Below are 17,078 nucleotides of genomic sequence, written 5' to 3'. Positions count from 1 at the left end.
GACTTTACTGGCCGGACCTGCCATTGAGGCCTTGCTCGCTTTGGCCCTCATCGCTCATGCGGACTCTCCGCCGGAACACGAGGCGGCTGAGAATCACATAGGCGCCGGTGCCGGCCAGCAGGAAACCGACCACTCCCACAATGACCAGTTGGGTAATGATTCCGGTGATGACCAAGGCAAAGCCGGCCAGCATCGACCCCGCGCCCAGGGCGTTGCGGACGGCTGTCCCCCGGAGACGACCGGATTTCAGTTGGAGGTCCAGATCGGGATCCGTTGCAGCGAGATCCCGCTCAAGCGCTTCCAGCCTCCTGCGCTCCTCATCCGATAACGACATCGGAATCATCCTCACTACACGAGCACTCCACGCCTGCGGCGCCAACGCTCCAGCCAGCGGCACGTGCGGCTGCTTGCCGTGCCTTGACTTCATTATCGGTCGAATTCCGGACACTATCCACAGGTCCTGAAGGAACTTGTGGTCGCGGTGCGAAGGCGGCGGGGGGGTTTGGGCGACAGCTCACCCTAAGTATGCTTAGCGAAAGGACAGTGACCTCGCCAACCGAAAGCTGGGTACCGTGACACGACGCTTCAGTACCGATTCCAACCAACCCGGCACTTTTGTTTCTGGACCCCGCCGACGCACCAGCCGCGCCCTGTGGTTGATCACCACCGGGTTGCTCGCCGGGGTTGCCGGCGGTTTTTTCGCATGGCGCATGATGGCCCCCGGCGGAGACCCTGAGCCTCTAAAACGCCGTGCACCCCACGGATCAACGGCACACCAACCGGAGAGTACAGGAACCACAGCCGAACAGCCCGAAGAGCTTCTTGTGCCCCAGGCCGAGCCAGTGGAAATCTCCACGAGGATGCGTCCGGGTGAATGGACCGAAGAGTCGCTGCAAGCCCATATCGAGGACTACAAGCAGCAGATCCGGGATATGGGGGCTGCCGAGTCCGAGATCGTGGTAGACGTTGAACGGACGGAAGAAGGGGCGGCCAAGGTCGCGGTCAGCTGGGCCAGAAACACAGGCTCCTAGAGCTTTGGCGCGACTTCGTCGGCAGCTTTGCGCAGCACGTCCGCGTACTCCGCCTGGTGCGGCAGGACGTCGTCCCGCAGCCCAGCGACGGAAAGGGCTCCCCGCAGGAGGCCTTTGGAGTCGAACAACGGAACCCCAAGCGCCGCAACACCAATGGTTACGTCTTCGTCAGACAGACTGTAGCCACGTTCGCGGATCAGGGCAGCATCGGCCTCCAACTGTTCGGCGCTGGTGAGCGTTAGGGGCGTGAACTCCTGAAGGGGCACCGTGTCCAGGACCTGGCTCCTCAAGGAATCGTCGTAAGCCAAAATCACCCTGGAAGTCGCGCCGGCGTGGGGCGGGAGGCTTCCTCCGGGTTTGAGCAACATCAGCGTGACCTTGGTGCCCTCGACCCAGTCCAGGCAGACTATTCGCCTGTCCCGGAGGGCACAGAGGTAAACGGTTTGGCCGGTCAGGTCGTTGAGCCGTTGCATCACGGTGCGCGCCGCCCCGACCTCCGGAATTCCGTTGAGGGCCGCAGAGGCGAGGTGAAGGATCCCGGTGCCAAGCTGGGCGCGCCCGTCTTCCCGCACCGTGACCAGGCCTACGTGGGCCAGCGCGTCCAGCAGACGGTAGACGCTGGGCCGCGGCATGGAGATGGCATCGGCAATGTCCGCGACGCCCAGGGGTCCTTGATCTGCCAGTGCGTTCAGCAGATCGGCACTGTTGGCCATGACTTTAATAGGCTTGGGAGACATCAGAGGCGCACGCTTTCTTTGGCGGGGACGAGTGCCGTGCTCGTAGCTCCCAGTGCGCGGCTGACCGCCGCGGCGGCTGACATGACCATTTCCACCGGGTCATATCCGCTGTGAAAGAGCCTGTGGGTCTGGCCGCTGATGGATAAGGCCCCGACAACCACATCGGCGTGGTTGAAGATCGGAGCTCCAACGCCGCCGATTCCCTGGCCCCAGTCGCTGTGGGCAACGGCGACGCCGTCGGCCGCTGTTTCTTTAAGACGACGGCGGAGATCATCGGCGTTCTTCGCCACGGGTCCGAAGAATTCGTCTTCGGGAAGCTCATGCAGGTAACGCTCCACCACTTCATCCGATTCAAACGCCAAGATGGCCCTGGGCGCGGCGCCCTGCCCCAGGGGCATGGACTCACCCAACCTGAGATTGTGGATCTGCACGTCAAGGCCGTCGATCCTGTCGATGCACACTGCCCGAAGATCCCGGCGTATGCAGAGGAATGCCGTCTGGCCCGTCGCCGTGTGCAGCCTTTCCAGCTCGGGACGTGCCAACTCCCGCAAATCCAGTTGGGCTTCGAGTTTGGCCCCCAGGCGAATGAAATCGATGCCCAGCCGCGTTTTTCCGCGACGCGAACCATCCTCCACCCAACCGATTCCTTGGAGCGTCGATAGCAGCCTGTACAACGAACTCGCCGGTTCGCCGGTGCGTTCCGCTAACTCGCCCACCGTAAGTTCACCGGCGTCGGCGACTGCTTGGAGCACAGCGGCCGACTTGGTGACGAGGTTCATTCCGCCGGTTGGGTCTGTTGCTTCCGACATTGGAAACCTCTCACGTAGCGGACAAAGACCATGACTCACGATACGGAAGGCGCGCCCCGAGACGCAAGCATGGCGACCTGCTCATCCTCTCGCATTGTGGACCAAATGTCTGCTCATTGATAATTTTAGTCATCAACCGCCCTAAACACCCGAAGCAAAGGAGTCGCAATGTCCACCATCACCAGTCCCGCAGCCACAAAGAGCCGCGCGGCAGTTCTCACAGGACCGGGTCAGTTTGCCATTCAGCCTGTATCGCCACCTGAACCAGGACCCGATGAGGCCTTGATCCGCATCACCTACACAGGCATCTGCGGATCGGACTTTCCCATTGTCGATGGCGCGCACCCCCGCGCTGTACTTCCCTTGGTCATGGGACACGAGATGACCGGGATCATCGAGCGGCCGGGCCGTAGCGGCCTGCCGACAGGCACCATGGTGGCAGTCAACCCCCTCCTGCCATGCGGCAACTGCGGAGCCTGCGCAATGGAACTTCCCCACGTATGCCGAAACCTGAGGCTACTCGGCATTGACGCTCCGGGATCGATGACAGAACTCATGGCAGTGCCGATCTCGAACATTACCCCCTTTGCGGGCCCGGTTCCCGCCGGGGAGGCCGCCCTCGCGGAGCCGCTCGCGGTGGCCGTGCACGCCGTGCATCGGGCACGGGTTGCCACCCAGGATCGCGTACTCATCTTCGGCGCGGGACCGATCGGGATTCTGGTCGCGCTGGTCGCGCGGCACGCGGGCGCCGTGGTGGTTGGCATAGTCGAACCGAGCGAACGACGCCGGCAGGTGGTCGAGTCTCTCGGGCTCACCGCCCTCACCCCCGACCAAGCGCCCGTGGCCCGCCTGCATCACGACGGAAGCGCCGACGTCGTTTTTGACTGCGCGGGCCACCACAGCGTCACCCCGCGCCTCACCGAAGTGGCACCCGTCCGGGGTCGGATAGTCATTGTGGCCGTCCATCACGGCCCGACGGGGGTGGACCTCCGGGAACTGGCTTTCGCCGAGCACGAAATCATCGGGGTGCGCGTCTATGAGCCCGACGATTTCGCCGGAGCCGTCCAGCTGATCAGCCGCGGCGTCCTGCCCTTGGCCGACATTCCCGTCTCGGAGTATGCGCTTGCCGACGTAGCGAAAGCTTTCGCGGAGGCTCGTTCCGGCACTGGTGCCGTCAAAGTCCTCATCAGGAGCAATTAGCTTTTATCGTGGGATGGACTTAAAGTCCGTTCTACGATAATAATTGGGTACAGATTGCTGACACGATCAACGAGGACAAGTCATGTCGAATACGAACGCAACCCGGACCAGCACGGCCGAACTCCAGCAACTGGCGGCCGCCGGCCGCTGGCACGTTGTCGAAACCGTCGCCAAAGCCAAGGCGGGTCACATCGGCGGCCCGCTCTCGGCCATGGACCTGCTGGTGTCGCTCTACTTCAATGAGCTCGCCATCGACCCCCAACAACCAGACGATCCAACGAGGGACCGTTTCATCCTGTCCAAAGGTCACTGCGCGATCGGGCTCTACGCCGTGCTGGCACTCCGCGGCTACTTTCCCCTCGAGGAACTGGCTACATTCGATCAGGGCGGTTCCCGACTCCAAGGGCACCCGGACATGAAACTCACACCGGGGGTCGACTCGTCCAGCGGGTCGCTGGGCCAGGGCCTTTCGGCGGGGGCAGGGATGGCTATGGCGGCCAAGCAGCTCGGGGCCGGATTCCACACTTGGGTGATGCTGGGCGACGGAGAGCTGGAAGAGGGAATGGTATGGGAGGCAGTCCACACAGCCCGGCGCTTCAAGCTGGATAACCTCACCGCAATCATCGACTTGAACGGCCTCCAACAATACGGGTGGCCGGTGACCGAAGACGGCGACCGCTTCGACCGCTCAAACCCGTGGGCAGGGGTGGACCTTGAGGGCGTCTTCAATGGTTTCGGGTGGAATGTGGTCAGCATCAACGGACACGATTTCAATGAGATCCAGGGAGCCTTCGACCAGGTCCGCGCGGCCCGTGGTTCGGGCAAGCCGACCGTGATCCTTGCAAAGACCATCAAGGGCAAGGGCATCTCCTTTACGGAGGGAACCTACAAGTGGCACAACGGGGTTGCCACCCCGGAACAGCTGGCCATTGCCGCTGCAGAACTCGGCCAGTCATTCGAAGGAGAAGCAAAGTGAAAGCACAACGCGATGTCTGGGGCCAGACCCTGGTGGACCTTGCCCGCAGCGACAACCGGGTGGCCCTGGTTGACGGCGACCTGGCCACCTCCACCAAGGCCGACCTGTTCGCAGACGCATTCCCGGACCGCTTTTTTGAGATCGGCATCGCCGAGCAGAACATGGTAGGTGTGGCCTTTGGCCTATCAACGCTTGGTTACAGGCCCTGGCTGTCCACTTTCGGAGTCTTCCTGACCCACCGCGCCCTGGACCCTATCCGTATGCTCGTGTCCCAAACCGGTGCACCCGTGAAGATTGCGGCTTCCTATGCGGGCCTCCTCAACGGCAGCAGCGGCAAAACGCACCAGGACATCGAAGATCTCGCGATCATGCGGGCCATGCCCGGCATGACGGTCATCGCCCCTGCCGACGCGGCGGAAGCGGAGGCAGCGATCCGGTGGGCGGCGGACTACGACGGTCCGGTCTATCTCCGTCTCGCCCGCGACGCGGTGGCCGACGTCTTCGATCCCGGCCACGCCTTTACCCCCGGAGAAGTTCATGTACTGCGCGAAGGAAGCGACGCCATTCTGGTGTCCACGGGTGTTCAGACTTCGCGGGTGATGGATGCCGCAGGGCTCTTGACCGAACAAGGACTCGAAGTCCGCGTCGTCCACGTTCCCTGTCTAAAACCCGTCGACGAAGCCGCTCTCCTGTCCGCACTCTCCGGACCGGCACCGATCTTCACGATCGAAGAGCACAGCATCATAGGAGGCCTTGGTGGCTTGGTAAGCGAGTTGGTAACCAGCACCACCTTGGGAAAAACCGTCACCCGATTGGGTTTGGCGGATTCCTGGTCCGAGTCGGCCCCCAATGCCTACCTGCTGGACAAGTACGGCCTATCAGCCCAGAGGGTGGCCGAGCAGGTCCGGCACGCCTTGGCTGACGACTAGCCGCAGGTGCAAACAGCATGAGCAGCCTCACGCACAGAACCACCCGCGGCGGTCTGGTCTACCGGTCCCGTGGTGGCGACCACCCCGTCACGACCGCCCCACCCAGGTTGCGCCAGCAGCGGGTGGTGACGCTGACGCCGTCGCCCGTTGTTGACCGCGTGTACTTTTTCAGGGACCTGGTTCCCGGTAAGGTCAACCGTGCGACCGCCGTCGAGGAGGGCTTGGGCGGCAACGGCATCAACGTTGCGCGCACCCTCAATCTGGCAGGCAACCCCACCATAGCCGTGATCCCTGCCAGCGAAGCGGACAGGACCAAGGCTGCACTTCTGCAGTCGGTGTCGGCGCCGGTTTCAACCGTTCCCGTTTCCACGTCCTTCCGGGTCAACACGGTGCTGGTGGACTCCCGAGGCACCACAACCAATGCGAACCAGCGCCCCGGAATGCTGCCCCTGGGGGAATGGCGGTCCATCTGCGAAGCGACGCTGCGGGAGGTCCTGGCATTGGAAGCCGACTGGCTTGTGGTTGCAGGTGCCCTGCCGGTCACGGAGGACGGCCAACCGGCCGATCTTGATTGGCTCCTTCGTGAGGCGCGGGCTGTCGGCACCAAGATTTGTTTGGACGTCAACGGCCCCGATCTGAGCCGCTGGGCCGCCACAGGCCTCGTTGATCTGGTCAAACCCAACGTTCCCGAGCTTGAAGCGTTTTCCGGAAGGAAACTGACAACAGTCGGCGACGTAGTCCGTGCGGCCGAAGCGCTCCGGCGGGCCGGCGTCGGGGCGGTCCTGGCCAGCATGGGGGCGGACGGGCTCATTGGATCTGGACCCGACGGTGTTCTCTGGGCCCGGGCGCCAAGGACCCCGGTGGTCAATACAACAGGCGCCGGAGACGCCGCCCTGGCCGGATTCCTGAGCGAGGCCTGCTCGGAACCCGAAGGCCCGAACGGGCCGCGCAACCGTGCGTGGTCTTTCTCGAAAGCGCTGGCCAGGTCCGCTGCCTGGGGCGCCCTGGCCGTGGCACGTACAACGACGGCACTCGGCAGCCTCTCCGGCGCGCCGGCGGTGCCAGTCCAAGACCCTGAAGAAGACTTCCGCCTTGGCGTGGCCTAAGGCGCAACCGATGTCACAAAGGAGCACATTATGAAACCACGTACTGCCCTGATCACCGGTGGCGCCCAAGGAATAGGCGCCCGTGCAGCGCATACCCTGGCCGAAAGGGGCTGGCGCGTACTGTTAGCCGACCTCAACGAGGGGGCCGCCAAAGATCTCGCCGAGGAACTCAACCGCATAGCACCAACGTACGCACCCCATCTCGGTTTCGGCGTGGATGTAGCGGACGAGACCAGCGTGGAAGGCCTCTTTGCCTCTGTGGCCCAGGAGACCGCCGGTTTGGACGGCCTGGTCAACTGCGCCGGCAACATCCTCCGGCAACCCGCTGAAGAGCTGGACATCGCCCAGTGGCGGCGTCTTTTGGACATCCATCTGACGGGTTCCATGCTGATGGCGAAGACCGGCTTTACACTGCTGAAAGCCAGCCGCGGTTCGATCGTGAACATCGCCTCAGTGGGCTCCTCGTTCGGGCTCCCGGGCCGCTCTGCCTATTCCACGGCGAAGACCGGAATGCTGGGCCTGACCCGGACCCTCGCCGTTGAATGGGGTAAGCATGGAATCCGCGTCAATGCGGTGGCTCCAGGCTATGTGAACACCGAAATGGTCCGCAGCGGCTTACGGAACGGCACACTCAGCGAGCAGACCCTCCTGGGACGCACGCCGCTGGGCCGGTTGGCGGAACCATCGGAAATCGCCTCCGTGATTGCTTTCCTGCTGTCCCCGGACGCATCGTTCATTCACGGCGAAGTGGTCAAGGTAGACGGCGGGCTTACCATCGACGGGACATTCGACTGACTGACCATACAAGAGGGCCGCAGCCACCGGGCTTCCCGGGAGCTGCGGCCTTTTACGTTTGCGGCGCGGTCCAGACTACTTCAAGGCACGACGGCGACCTTGGGGGAGGCGCCCCTGCCCACCTTTTCGAAGGCACCAGCAATATCGGCGAGCGGGACGGTCTCAACCATCAGCTCCCCTAAGTCCGGGTGCGCTTGCAGAACTGCCAGCGCCAGTTCATAGTCAGGCCGGTGTGAGCTGTAGCTCGTGATGATGTCCAGTTCCTTCCGCACGGCATCGTTGGCTGCGAGCACGGGCGGCTCTCCATAGAGGGCCACCATCACCAAGCGGCCTCGCACAGGCAGTTCCCTTACGGCATCATCCAGGGCGGCAGACGCGCCGGCGGCCTCAATCCAGACCGTGGGCCTGAAACTTCCGGGCACTGATTCCACCAAGTCCAACCCGAGCCGGGCCGCGAGGCGCGCACGATCAGCGACGTCACGCGCCGTACCCTTCAGGAGGACGCGGGCCCCAAGATATCCGCACACCAGAGCTGCCAGAATGCCGATCGTTCCTGGCCCGCTGACCACCACGGCGTCTTCTGAGGTGATCCTGCCTCTGCTGGCGACGGCGCGAGCGGCAACGGACAGTGGCTCGGTGAGAACTGCCGTTTTGGACGGGACTCCTGGGGGCACGGCCAGCAACTGGGAAGCCGGGATCCGGACGTAGGCCGCGGCACCGCCGTCGCGCGTTAAGCCCAAGGTGACCTTTCCGTCGCAGCCGTTCGCGTAGTCCTCCAAGCACGAAGGGCAGTCCCCACACCCCGACTGGGCGATCGCGGTGACCCTGTCCCCCGCCGCAAAACCTTGCCCATCGCGGACCACGGTTCCCACAATCTCGTGGCCCAAAGTGGTGCCGCAGGGCACCCAGTCATAGCCGTCGTCGCCATTCCAGATGTGAAGATCGGACCCGCACAATCCGCAGTATTGGGTGCGGACAAGAACCTCGCCCGCACCGGGCGCGAGCAGGTCCTTCATGCCAACGGTGACGCTGTGAGGGGCTGTCGATGATCGGACGGCGGCAGGCGCTGATGCCGGTAAGTTCACTGTTTTCCTTCCGGAATGCGGCAGTTCCCGGGGGCCTGGGGCACCGCCGGGAACTGTCCGTGTATCTGATGAGCGGAGTTATTGGATCTGGTCCAAGGGCTTGCCGGAGTTGTTCTTCCACTTCAGGACCACAACGGTGGAAATGGCTGCTACGGCGATGACGTAGAGATTGAAGACCCAGCCGATATCGATCGAGTTGAGCCAGGTGCTGAGGTAGGACGCGGTGCCGCCGCAAATGGCGACGCCCAGGGAGATGGACACTCCGAAGATGCGGGTGCGGTATCGGGTGGGGATCTGTTCCGAGATAGCAGCCGGCTTGGAACCAGTGATAAAGGCGACCAACAAGAGCCCTGCGGTCTGTGCGACAAGCAACGTCCACGGCTCGCTGCTCATCAAACCCCACAGCGGGAAAACGGTGGCCGCGATGCCCACGAGCGAGATCAGCGTAGTGACCTTGCGGCCCCAGTGGTCGGAAATCCAACCCGAGACAGGGAGGAACAGGATGTAGACCACCTGGGCGACGGCACTCATCACAAAGGCCTGGCCTGGGTCCATGCCCTTGACTCCGATTGCGTAAATGGCTGCCGAGGTAACCCAGGTGTAGTAGGTCAAGGTTGCCCCGGCCTCATACAGGAACAGCTTAACGCCGGCGGCAACCACTTGCTTCTTGCTCCACGCTGGCGCTGCATCGGCTTCGGGAGCACCCGCTACGTGTTCGCTTTCCATCATGCCCCGGCGCAGCCATAGCGCTGCGACAGCCAACAGGGCGCCTGCTGCGAACGGAATTCTCCATCCCCACTCCATCATCTCCGGCTTGCTGAACACACCCGTCAGCATGGCCATGAAGAAGGTGGCGAGCAGGGAACCCGACCCCACGGCGATAAAGACCGAGCTCGACCACAGGCCGCGCCGCTTCGGCGGCGCGATCTCCGCGATGTAGGCATAGGACGTCGTCGACTCGCCACCGTGGGCAAAGCCTTGGATAAGACGGGCCAGCAAAAGGAGCAGGGATGCCCAGCTCCCGATCGCGGCGTAGGACGGGATCAGGGCGATGCCGAGACTGGCCCCTGCCATCAGGAACATGGTGGTCAGCAGGACCTTGCGCCTGCCCAATTTGTCGGCCAACGGGCCGAAGACCAGCCCGCCAATGGGCCGCATGAGGAAGCCGACGGCGAAAACGGCCAGGGTGCTCAGCAGCGCCGACATGGGATTTCCGGAGTCGAAGAGGCTGCCGGCGATGTAGACCGAGGCAACGGTGTAGATGGTCCAGTCGAACCATTCCAGCAGGTTGCCTACTCCGGTGGCGAGCAAGGATTTGCGCTGTAGACGCAGCCGCTCGGGGCTGATCCCCTGCTGGGCTGCGTTCTGCTCAACAATCGTCATTGAATGCTCCCGCGTTGGGAAGCCACGTTAGGTGGCTTGGACTCGGACGTGACCCGGCCACGATGTGCTGCCCCTCTGGGCGAGGCAGAATCGGCCGGGATGTGGGCCGGAAGGCTCACTTTCTGCAATCAACATCACCATGCGGACAAAATGTCTGTCAAGTGATAATTTAGAAAAATGGCAGGAAGGCCCCGCCTCCCAGCCCAATTCCCGAACAAGAAAACGCCAAACCAGGCGCAAGGAGGACCCATGGACACGAATCTTGAGGGCAGAGTAGCCCTTGTTACCGGAGCAAGCAGCGGTATCGGCGCCAGCGTGGTCCGCCGGCTCCTCACGGCCGGCGCCCGGGTGCACGGGGTGGCACGTCGACAGGAAGCCCTCAACGAAGTCAGTCCTGGACACCTCGCCGACGGCCGCTTTGTGGCACACGCCTTGGACGTCTCCGACACTGCTGGCGCCCGGAGCCTCGCAGCACATTTGGCGGAATCCGACCCCATCGACATCCTTGTCTGCGCCGCAGGGACCAACGTTCCGCGCCGGCGGGTAGCAGAGCTCACGGATGAGAGCTTCGACCAGATCATGAAAACCAACGTCTATGGTGTCTTCACGCTGCTCTCGGCAACGCTTGACCAGTTGCGCGAACGTCAAGGGGACGTGGTCATCATTTCCAGCATCGCCGCGAGCTGGCCGGACCACAGCGGCGCCGCTTACGGCGCGTCCAAAGCCGCGCTGCTGGGCCTGGCACGAGGAGCTTCCAGGGACGAACACGGCAATGGCATCCGCGTGTGCAGCATACTGCCGGGCATCGTGGACACCCCCATCCTTGACCTCCGTCCGAGCCCGCCGCCGCGGGAAGTCCGGGACTGGGCCATCCACCCGGACGACATCGCCGAGGCCGTCCACTGCGCCGTGAGCCTGCCACCCCGGACCAACATCGCCGAAATCAGCGTCGTCGCCACCAGGCTGCAGTCGCTCAGCAACACCCAGGCAGCCACCCCGGAACTTCCGGCCGGCATGCGAAGCTGAAGGACCACGGCCGCCCGCCGCTCCGGCCGGTGGGCGGCCAGCGGGCGGCAGGCCGCTACTACTCCACCGTGACCGATTTGGCGAGGTTGCGTGGCTGGTCAACGTCGAGTCCCTTTTCAGCGGCAAGGCCTGCAGCAAAGAGCTGAAGCGGAACCGTGGTCAGCAAGGGCGCCAGCAGCGGTGACGACCCCGGCACAGCAATTACCTCGTCCGCCCATTCCGCAACAACCCCGTCCTCTTCCTCCGCCACGGCAATCACCCATCCACCGCGTGCTTTGACCTCCTGGATGGTGGACATGACCTTCGCGTGAAGAAGGCTGCTGTGCCTCAGCGAGGGAACAATGACGATGACCGGCTGACCCTCATCGATCAGGGCGATCGCGCCATGCTTCAGCTCGCCCGCCGCGAACCCCTCGGCATGGATGTACGCGAGCTCCTTGAGCTTGAGGGCGCCCTCCAAAGCCACCGGGAATCCAACATGCCGCCCAATGAAGAGTACGGATGTTGCCTCCCGCAAGTCTGCGGCCAAGGCATTGATCCGGCCCGCACGGTCGAGCGTGCGCTGGATCAGGTCCGGGATTCTCCGCAACTCCTTGGCCACGGCAAAGGTTTCCTCCCGCAATGCGCCGCCCCGAAGTTGGGCCAGGTACAGCGCCAGGAGGAGGTTGGCGGTGACCTGGGCAAGGAAGGCCTTGGTGGAAGCAACGGCAATTTCGGGTCCGGCGAGCGTATGGAGGACGCCGTTCGATTCACGGGCAATCGTCGATCCTTGCGTGTTGCAGATGGACAGCACCACGGCGCCCTGCTCCCGGGCGTAACGGACCGCCATCAAGGTGTCCATGGTTTCTCCGGACTGCGATATGGCCACCACCAGCGTCCGCGCATCGAGCATGGGCGTGCGGTATCGGAATTCGTGGGCGAGATCGACTTCGACCGGTATCCGGCACCAGCGCTCGATTGCGTATTTGGCGATCTGCCCGCCGTAGGATGCCGTACCGCAGGCAACCACCACCACCCTGTTGATCCCGGCGAACGTGGACTCCTCGATGCCCAACCCATCCAGTCGGACAGATCCGTCAATGCCGATGCGGTCCTGGATGGTCCGGCGGACAGCTTCGGGCTGCTCCAGCATTTCCTTGGCCATAAAGGAAGCATGGCCGCCCTTGGATGCTGCCACGGGGTCCCAGTCCACTGCCACTTCGGTGACCTGCACCGGTACGCCGTCGAAGTCGGTCGCCGCCACGGTGTCCGCGGTGACGGCGACAACCTGGTCCTGGCCCAGCTCAACGGCACGCCTGGTAAATTCACCAAAGGCCGCGACGTCGGAGCCCAGGAAGTTTTCGCCGTCCCCAATTCCGACGACGAGCGGCGAGTTGCGCCGTGCGGCCACCACCAGCCCGGGATGCCCCGCATGGACTGCCAGGAGCGTGAAGGAACCTTCCAACTGCCGGCACGCGCTGCGCATGGCGCCAACGAGCAGGTCATCACTGTCATCGACGGCGACCGGCCCGCGGTCATCGACTGCGGACCGGTACGCCTGCGCGAGCAGGGCGGCAGCCACCTCGGTATCCGTCTCAGAGGAAAAGACATGCCCCTCGCCGGAGAGCGACAGCCTCAAGGCTGCAGCGTTCTCGATGATCCCGTTGTGAATCACTGCCAGCCGTCCCCGATCAGCAAGGTGGGGGTGGGCATTGGCGTCCGTCGGGGCGCCATGGGTCGCCCAACGGGTGTGCCCAATTGCAACCTCACCGCCCGGAACCGGCGATTCATCGATTAACGCAGCGAGGTTGCCGATCTTCCCGGCCTTCTTGCGGATATGGACCCCGCCTGCCGATTGAACGGCGATGCCCGACGAGTCGTACCCCCTGTACTCAAGGCGGCGCAAGCCGCCCATGACCACATCCAGGGCACGTTGCCGGTGAGCTTGAACTGAGTCGGACCTGCCGACGTAACCAACGATTCCACACATGGGCCCAGCCTAGCCGAGCTTGGAAATTTCTTCCAAGCTATATTGATTGGTAGAAAATTCCTGCTAAGGTTGTGATCAACACCACCCCCTCCCCAACACCCAGCAGAGAGTTCTCTCGACAGAAAGGCCTCGAAATGACCGCTCGTACACAACGGCGTGGAATGACAGCCAAGGCAGCCGCCTTCATCGCCGCGGCCGGCCTCACGGCAAGCCTGGCCGCTTGCTCCTCCTCCGCAGCCGAGTCCAAGCCACTCGTAGGGCTCATCACCAAGACCGATGACAACCCCTACTACGTGAAGATGCGTGAGGGTGCCGAGAAGAAGGCAGCGGAATTGGGCTTCGACCTTCAGTCCCTCTCCGGCCAGGGCCAGAGCGACAACGACTCGCAGGTCAAGGCGATCGAGAATCTTGTAGCCCGTGGCGCCAAGGGCATCATGATTGCCCCCTCAGACTCTGAAGCGATCCTCCCCGCCATCAAGAAGGCCCGGGACGCAGGAGTCTTCGTGGCAGTCCTCGACTCCCCCACCAACCCGACAGATGCTGCCGACGCGACGTTCGCGACCGACAATTTCCAGGCCGGCGTATTGATCGGGCAATGGGCCGCAGCGCAGTTTGCCAACAAACCCGCAAGGATCGCCATGCTGGACCTCAGCCCGGCGCAGGTTGCCGTGGATGTCCAGCGAAACCAGGGATTCCTGCAGGGGTTCGGCGTGGATGTCGCGGACAAGAACAAGATAGGCGACGAAAAGGACCCCCGGATCGTGGGGCATGAAGTCACCAACGCAAACGAGGCCGGCGGCCGGGCTGCCATGGAGAAGCTCCTCCAAAGGGACCGCACCATCAACCTCGTCTACACCATCAACGAGCCTGCCGCGGCAGGCGCCTACTCCTCCATCAAGGCCGCCGGCTTGGAAGGGCAGGTCACGGTGGTTTCCATCGACGGCGGCTGCCCGGGCGTCAATGACGTCAAGGCCGGGGCAATCGGCGCCACGTCCATGCAGTTCCCCATCAAGATGGCCAGCGACGCGCTCCAAGCCATCAGCGGTTACCTGGAGGACGGCACCAAGCCCGCCACCACGGATGGCCTCGATTTCACCAATACGGGCGTCACGCTCATCACGGACAAAGCCGCACCCGGTGTCACTTCCGAACCCACTTCCTGGGGCCTGGAGAACTGCTGGGGCTAAAGCCAGGCAGCCAGACCACACCGTTCATTGAACAGCGAAGGTACAACAATGAAGTCAGTATCCGCGACCCCCGGCAGCCCGGCGCCTGTCAAGAACGCCGAGGCACCGGCCCAACGCAGGGTCGGCGAGCGCCTTGATGACCAGCCACCCGTCCCGTTGCTCGGGAAGATCCAGCGCCAACTGCACGCCCACCCCCTCCTGGGGCCGACGGCCGTCCTGATCCTCGCTTGCGTCGTCTTCACCGCGATGGTGGGCCCACGGTTCATCGATCCCCTCAACGTCTCGCTCATCCTCCAGCAGGTCCAGATCATCGGCATGGTGGGCATCGCACAAACGCTCATCATCCTGACAGCCGGCATCGACCTTTCCGTCGCCGCCGTTATGGTCTTCACCACCGTCATCTCCGGCAAGCTGGCCGCCGAAGCCGGGCTTCCCGCCGTCGTCGCGCTGGTTATTGCGTTGGCGACGGGTGCTGCCTGCGGTTTCCTCAACGGCATCCTGGTGACGCGTTTCCGTGTCCCGCCGTTCATCTCCACCTTGGGAACGCTCAGCATCTTCACGGCCTTGAACCTGCTGGCTTCAGGCAGCCAGACCATCAAGGCCAACGTCCTGCCGGGCTTGCTGCTGTGGCCGGGCGAAACGTTCCGGGTCCTCGGAGCACCGGTCACATACGGGTCCATCCTGGTGTTGCTGAGCTTCGTCGCTGTTGCGTTCATCCTCAAGCGCACCGCGTGGGGCGAGCACATCTACGCAGTAGGCGACAACGCCGAAGGAGCCCGGCTCAGCGGCATCCGCACCACCCGGGTACTGCTCAGCGTCTACGTCGTGGCGGGCATCATTTGCGCCATTGCAGGCTGGTTGCTGATCGGCCGCGTCGGATCCGTCAGCCCGTTCTCCGGAGAAGGCGTCAACCTCGCCAGCATCACCGCGGTGGTCATCGGAGGAACCAGCCTCTTCGGTGGCCGCGGGAACGTCCTTGGCACCCTCCTGGGCGCCCTCATCATCGGGGTCTTCAGTAACGGCCTGACCCTGGCAGGCGTCGACGTCCTTTGGCAGGTATTCACTACAGGAGTGCTGGTCATCGTCGCCGTCGGGCTGGACCAGTGGACCCGAAAGGTCGCAGGATGACTTCGAACCCAACCCTCACCACGCAGCCTATCCTCCAGGCACGGAACCTCGTGAAGCGGTACGGTCACGTCACCGCCCTGGCAGGCGCCGACCTGACCCTCTACCCCGGCGAAGTCCTGGCAGTGATCGGCGATAACGGTGCCGGTAAATCCTCCCTCATCAAGGCGCTCTCCGGTGCGCTGATCCCGGACGAAGGCGAAATCCAGGTTGATGGCACCACGCAGAAGTTCCGTTCGCCCTTGGACGCCCGCAGCGCTGGCATCGAAACGGTCTATCAACACCTCGCCCTGGCCCCGGCACGTGACATCGCCGCGAACCTCTTCCTTGGCCGCGAAATCCGGAAGCCCGGCCCGCTGGGATGGGGACTGCGGATGCTGGACCACAAGAAAATGCGCAGTGAAACCGCCCGGATCATGGGCGACCTGGGGCTGCTGACCATCCAGAACATCGGCCAAGCGGTCGAGACGCTCTCCGGAGGCCAACGCCAAGGGGTGGCCGTTGCCCGCGCGGCAGCATTCGGCAGCCGCGTGATCATTATGGACGAGCCCACAGCCGCCTTGGGCGTCAAGGAATCAGGCAAAGTTCTGGACCTGATCGCGGGCATCCGGGACCGCGGCATCCCCGTCATCCTTATCAGCCACGACATGCCCCACGTCTTCGAAGTAGCGGACAGGATCCATGTCCAACGGCTGGGCCGCCGCATCGCCTGCGTCCAGAAAACGGACATCACCATGAACGACGCTGTGTCGCTGATGACCGGTGCGCAAACACCGCCCGAGGGGCACGATCCCGAAGCACTCCCAGCCCGGCTGGCCGTCCGATGAACGCTTACTTCACTGTTCGTGCCGAAAGTGACGGGCCCGACGTCGGGCATCTCACCCAAGCAGCCGGCGACGACGGACGCCTCCGCTTCTGGTGGCTTGGCCAGGCAGGCTTCGCCTTTGAATATGCCGGGCGGCGAATCCTGCTGGACCCGTACCTTTCGGACAGCCTTGCAAAGAAGTACGCCGGAACCCTGTTCCCGCACACGCGGCTCCAGCCAGTGCCCGTGGACCCGGCGGAGGTGCGCGGTGTGGAAGCCGTGCTGCACAGCCACGCCCACACGGACCATTTGGACCCGGACACGGTCGCCGGCCTGCTGGCGCACAACTCCCCCGTGTTCGTGGCGCCCAGGGCACGGCGCGAGGTGGCCTTGGCCCGGCACGTTCCCGAGGACCGGCTGCGTGCCGTCACCGCCGGGGACGTAGTGGACCTCGGCGACGGCGTGACCGTCACGGCCGTACCGGCAGCCCATGAAGAGCTCGAAGTCGACGCCAACGGCGATTCGGTCTTCCTCGGCTACATCCTGGACATCGCCGGCCTGCGGATCTACCACTCCGGCGACTGCGTCCCTTATGAGGGTCAAGCGGAACTACTCCGTAGCCACGCCGTGGACCTTGCCCTGCTGCCCATCAACGGACGCGACAAGCACAGGCTGCAGAACGGCGTTCCCGGCAATTTCACAGTTCACGAAGCAGCGGCCCTCTGCAAGCAGGCGGCGATTCCCGCCGTCGTTGGCCACCACTTCGGCTTGTTCGACTTCAATACGGTGTCCCGCGAGGAAGCCGCCCGCGAACTTGGCGAGGTGGCCGGTGACCTGCAATGGACCCTCCCCGATGTGGGCCTATGCCACGTCATCGAGTCCGCCCACCACGCCGCACAGCTGGAAGGACGCTGA

General features: G+C 63.8%; 17 protein-coding genes. 11 read left to right on the top strand and 6 right to left on the bottom strand.

The annotated features are described in order from the left end of the window. Nucleotides 1–4 precede the first annotated feature (4 nt). Nucleotides 5–334 carry a DUF3040 domain-containing protein gene (locus tag ACSVIE_RS15290; RefSeq protein ID WP_426004280.1) on the bottom strand — a complete coding sequence of 110 codons (330 nt, stop codon included), beginning with the start codon at nucleotides 332–334 and terminating at the stop codon, nucleotides 5–7. A gap of 238 nt (nucleotides 335–572) precedes the next feature. On the opposite strand from ACSVIE_RS15290, the gene ACSVIE_RS15285 reads away from it, so the two are divergent. After that, entirely contained in the window at nucleotides 573–1,031 is a 459-nt protein-coding gene (locus ACSVIE_RS15285) for a hypothetical protein (protein WP_442424401.1), read from the top strand. Here the strand turns inward: ACSVIE_RS15285 and ACSVIE_RS15280 are convergent. Together ACSVIE_RS15280 and ACSVIE_RS15275 are read right to left on the bottom strand one after the other, a co-directional pair. Further along, on the bottom strand, nucleotides 1,028–1,768 hold the full coding sequence (locus tag ACSVIE_RS15280) for an IclR family transcriptional regulator (protein WP_442424400.1): 741 nt from the start codon (nucleotides 1,766–1,768) through the stop codon (nucleotides 1,028–1,030). The two genes, ACSVIE_RS15285 and ACSVIE_RS15280, sit on opposite strands and share 4 nt — an antisense overlap. Next, a complete protein-coding gene (locus ACSVIE_RS15275) occupies nucleotides 1,768–2,577 on the bottom strand; it encodes an IclR family transcriptional regulator (protein ID WP_426004284.1) in 810 nt (269 codons plus the stop codon). Before ACSVIE_RS15275 ends, ACSVIE_RS15280 begins: the two co-directional genes overlap by 1 nt. 168 nt (nucleotides 2,578–2,745) lie before the next feature. Between ACSVIE_RS15275 and ACSVIE_RS15270 the strand changes: the two genes are divergently transcribed. From ACSVIE_RS15270 to ACSVIE_RS15250, 5 genes are all read left to right on the top strand, one after another. Then, nucleotides 2,746–3,777: a zinc-dependent alcohol dehydrogenase gene (locus ACSVIE_RS15270; protein ID WP_442424399.1), complete on the top strand. Its 1,032-nt coding sequence runs from the start codon at nucleotides 2,746–2,748 to the stop codon at nucleotides 3,775–3,777. A gap of 82 nt (nucleotides 3,778–3,859) precedes the next feature. Continuing rightward, nucleotides 3,860–4,753, top strand: a complete 894-nt coding sequence (locus tag ACSVIE_RS15265; RefSeq protein WP_426004286.1) for a transketolase — start codon at nucleotides 3,860–3,862, stop codon at nucleotides 4,751–4,753. Next, the gene (locus tag ACSVIE_RS15260; RefSeq protein WP_442424398.1) at nucleotides 4,750–5,682 is read left to right on the top strand and encodes a transketolase family protein; all 933 of its coding nucleotides are present in this window, start codon (nucleotides 4,750–4,752) and stop codon (nucleotides 5,680–5,682) included. Before ACSVIE_RS15265 ends, ACSVIE_RS15260 begins: the two co-directional genes overlap by 4 nt. A gap of 17 nt (nucleotides 5,683–5,699) precedes the next feature. After that, the gene (locus ACSVIE_RS15255; RefSeq protein ID WP_426004288.1) at nucleotides 5,700–6,788 is read left to right on the top strand and encodes a 1-phosphofructokinase family hexose kinase; all 1,089 of its coding nucleotides are present in this window, start codon (nucleotides 5,700–5,702) and stop codon (nucleotides 6,786–6,788) included. 30 nt (nucleotides 6,789–6,818) lie between these two features. Then, a complete protein-coding gene (locus tag ACSVIE_RS15250; RefSeq protein ID WP_426004290.1) occupies nucleotides 6,819–7,583 on the top strand; it encodes an SDR family NAD(P)-dependent oxidoreductase in 765 nt (254 codons plus the stop codon). Between the two features lie 80 nt (nucleotides 7,584–7,663). Here the strand turns inward: ACSVIE_RS15250 and ACSVIE_RS15245 are convergent, their stop codons facing one another. Next, entirely contained in the window at nucleotides 7,664–8,668 is a 1,005-nt protein-coding gene (locus ACSVIE_RS15245; RefSeq protein ID WP_426004291.1) for an alcohol dehydrogenase catalytic domain-containing protein, read from the bottom strand. 78 nt (nucleotides 8,669–8,746) lie between these two features. After that, complete coding sequence (locus ACSVIE_RS15240; protein WP_442424397.1) at nucleotides 8,747–10,051, bottom strand: MFS transporter; 1,305 nt, start codon at nucleotides 10,049–10,051, stop codon at nucleotides 8,747–8,749. Nucleotides 10,052–10,300: 249 nt separating this feature from the next. On the opposite strand from ACSVIE_RS15240, the gene ACSVIE_RS15235 reads away from it, so the two are divergent. After that, the gene (locus ACSVIE_RS15235; protein WP_442424396.1) at nucleotides 10,301–11,077 is read left to right on the top strand and encodes an SDR family oxidoreductase; all 777 of its coding nucleotides are present in this window, start codon (nucleotides 10,301–10,303) and stop codon (nucleotides 11,075–11,077) included. Nucleotides 11,078–11,135: 58 nt separating this feature from the next. Here ACSVIE_RS15235 and glmS read toward each other — a convergent pair whose 3' ends face one another. Then, nucleotides 11,136–13,046, bottom strand: a complete 1,911-nt coding sequence (gene glmS, locus ACSVIE_RS15230) for a glutamine--fructose-6-phosphate transaminase (isomerizing) (RefSeq protein ID WP_442424395.1) — start codon at nucleotides 13,044–13,046, stop codon at nucleotides 11,136–11,138. Between the two features lie 134 nt (nucleotides 13,047–13,180). Here glmS and ACSVIE_RS15225 point away from each other — a divergent pair, with 134 nt between their 5' ends. Genes ACSVIE_RS15225 through ACSVIE_RS15210 form a run of 4 tightly spaced genes read left to right on the top strand, consistent with a single transcriptional unit; the run spans nucleotide 13,181 to nucleotide 17,078 of the window. Further along, nucleotides 13,181–14,233, top strand: a complete 1,053-nt coding sequence (locus ACSVIE_RS15225; protein ID WP_426004295.1) for a substrate-binding domain-containing protein — start codon at nucleotides 13,181–13,183, stop codon at nucleotides 14,231–14,233. Nucleotides 14,234–14,281: 48 nt separating this feature from the next. Beyond that, nucleotides 14,282–15,361: an ABC transporter permease gene (locus tag ACSVIE_RS15220; RefSeq protein ID WP_442424394.1), complete on the top strand. Its 1,080-nt coding sequence runs from the start codon at nucleotides 14,282–14,284 to the stop codon at nucleotides 15,359–15,361. Next, nucleotides 15,358–16,185 (top strand): ATP-binding cassette domain-containing protein, encoded by an 828-nt coding sequence (locus ACSVIE_RS15215; RefSeq protein ID WP_426004296.1) that lies wholly within the window; start codon nucleotides 15,358–15,360, stop codon nucleotides 16,183–16,185. Before ACSVIE_RS15220 ends, ACSVIE_RS15215 begins: the two co-directional genes overlap by 4 nt. Beyond that, nucleotides 16,182–17,078 carry an MBL fold metallo-hydrolase gene (locus tag ACSVIE_RS15210; RefSeq protein ID WP_426004297.1) on the top strand — a complete coding sequence of 299 codons (897 nt, stop codon included), beginning with the start codon at nucleotides 16,182–16,184 and terminating at the stop codon, nucleotides 17,076–17,078. Before ACSVIE_RS15215 ends, ACSVIE_RS15210 begins: the two co-directional genes overlap by 4 nt.

Source organism: Paenarthrobacter sp. NCHU4564 (assembly GCF_052156435.1).
Classification (GTDB): Bacteria; Actinomycetota; Actinomycetes; order Actinomycetales; family Micrococcaceae; genus Arthrobacter.
The sequence above is the reverse complement of the archived record's forward strand: the minus strand, read 5'-3'. Positions and strand labels throughout refer to the sequence as shown.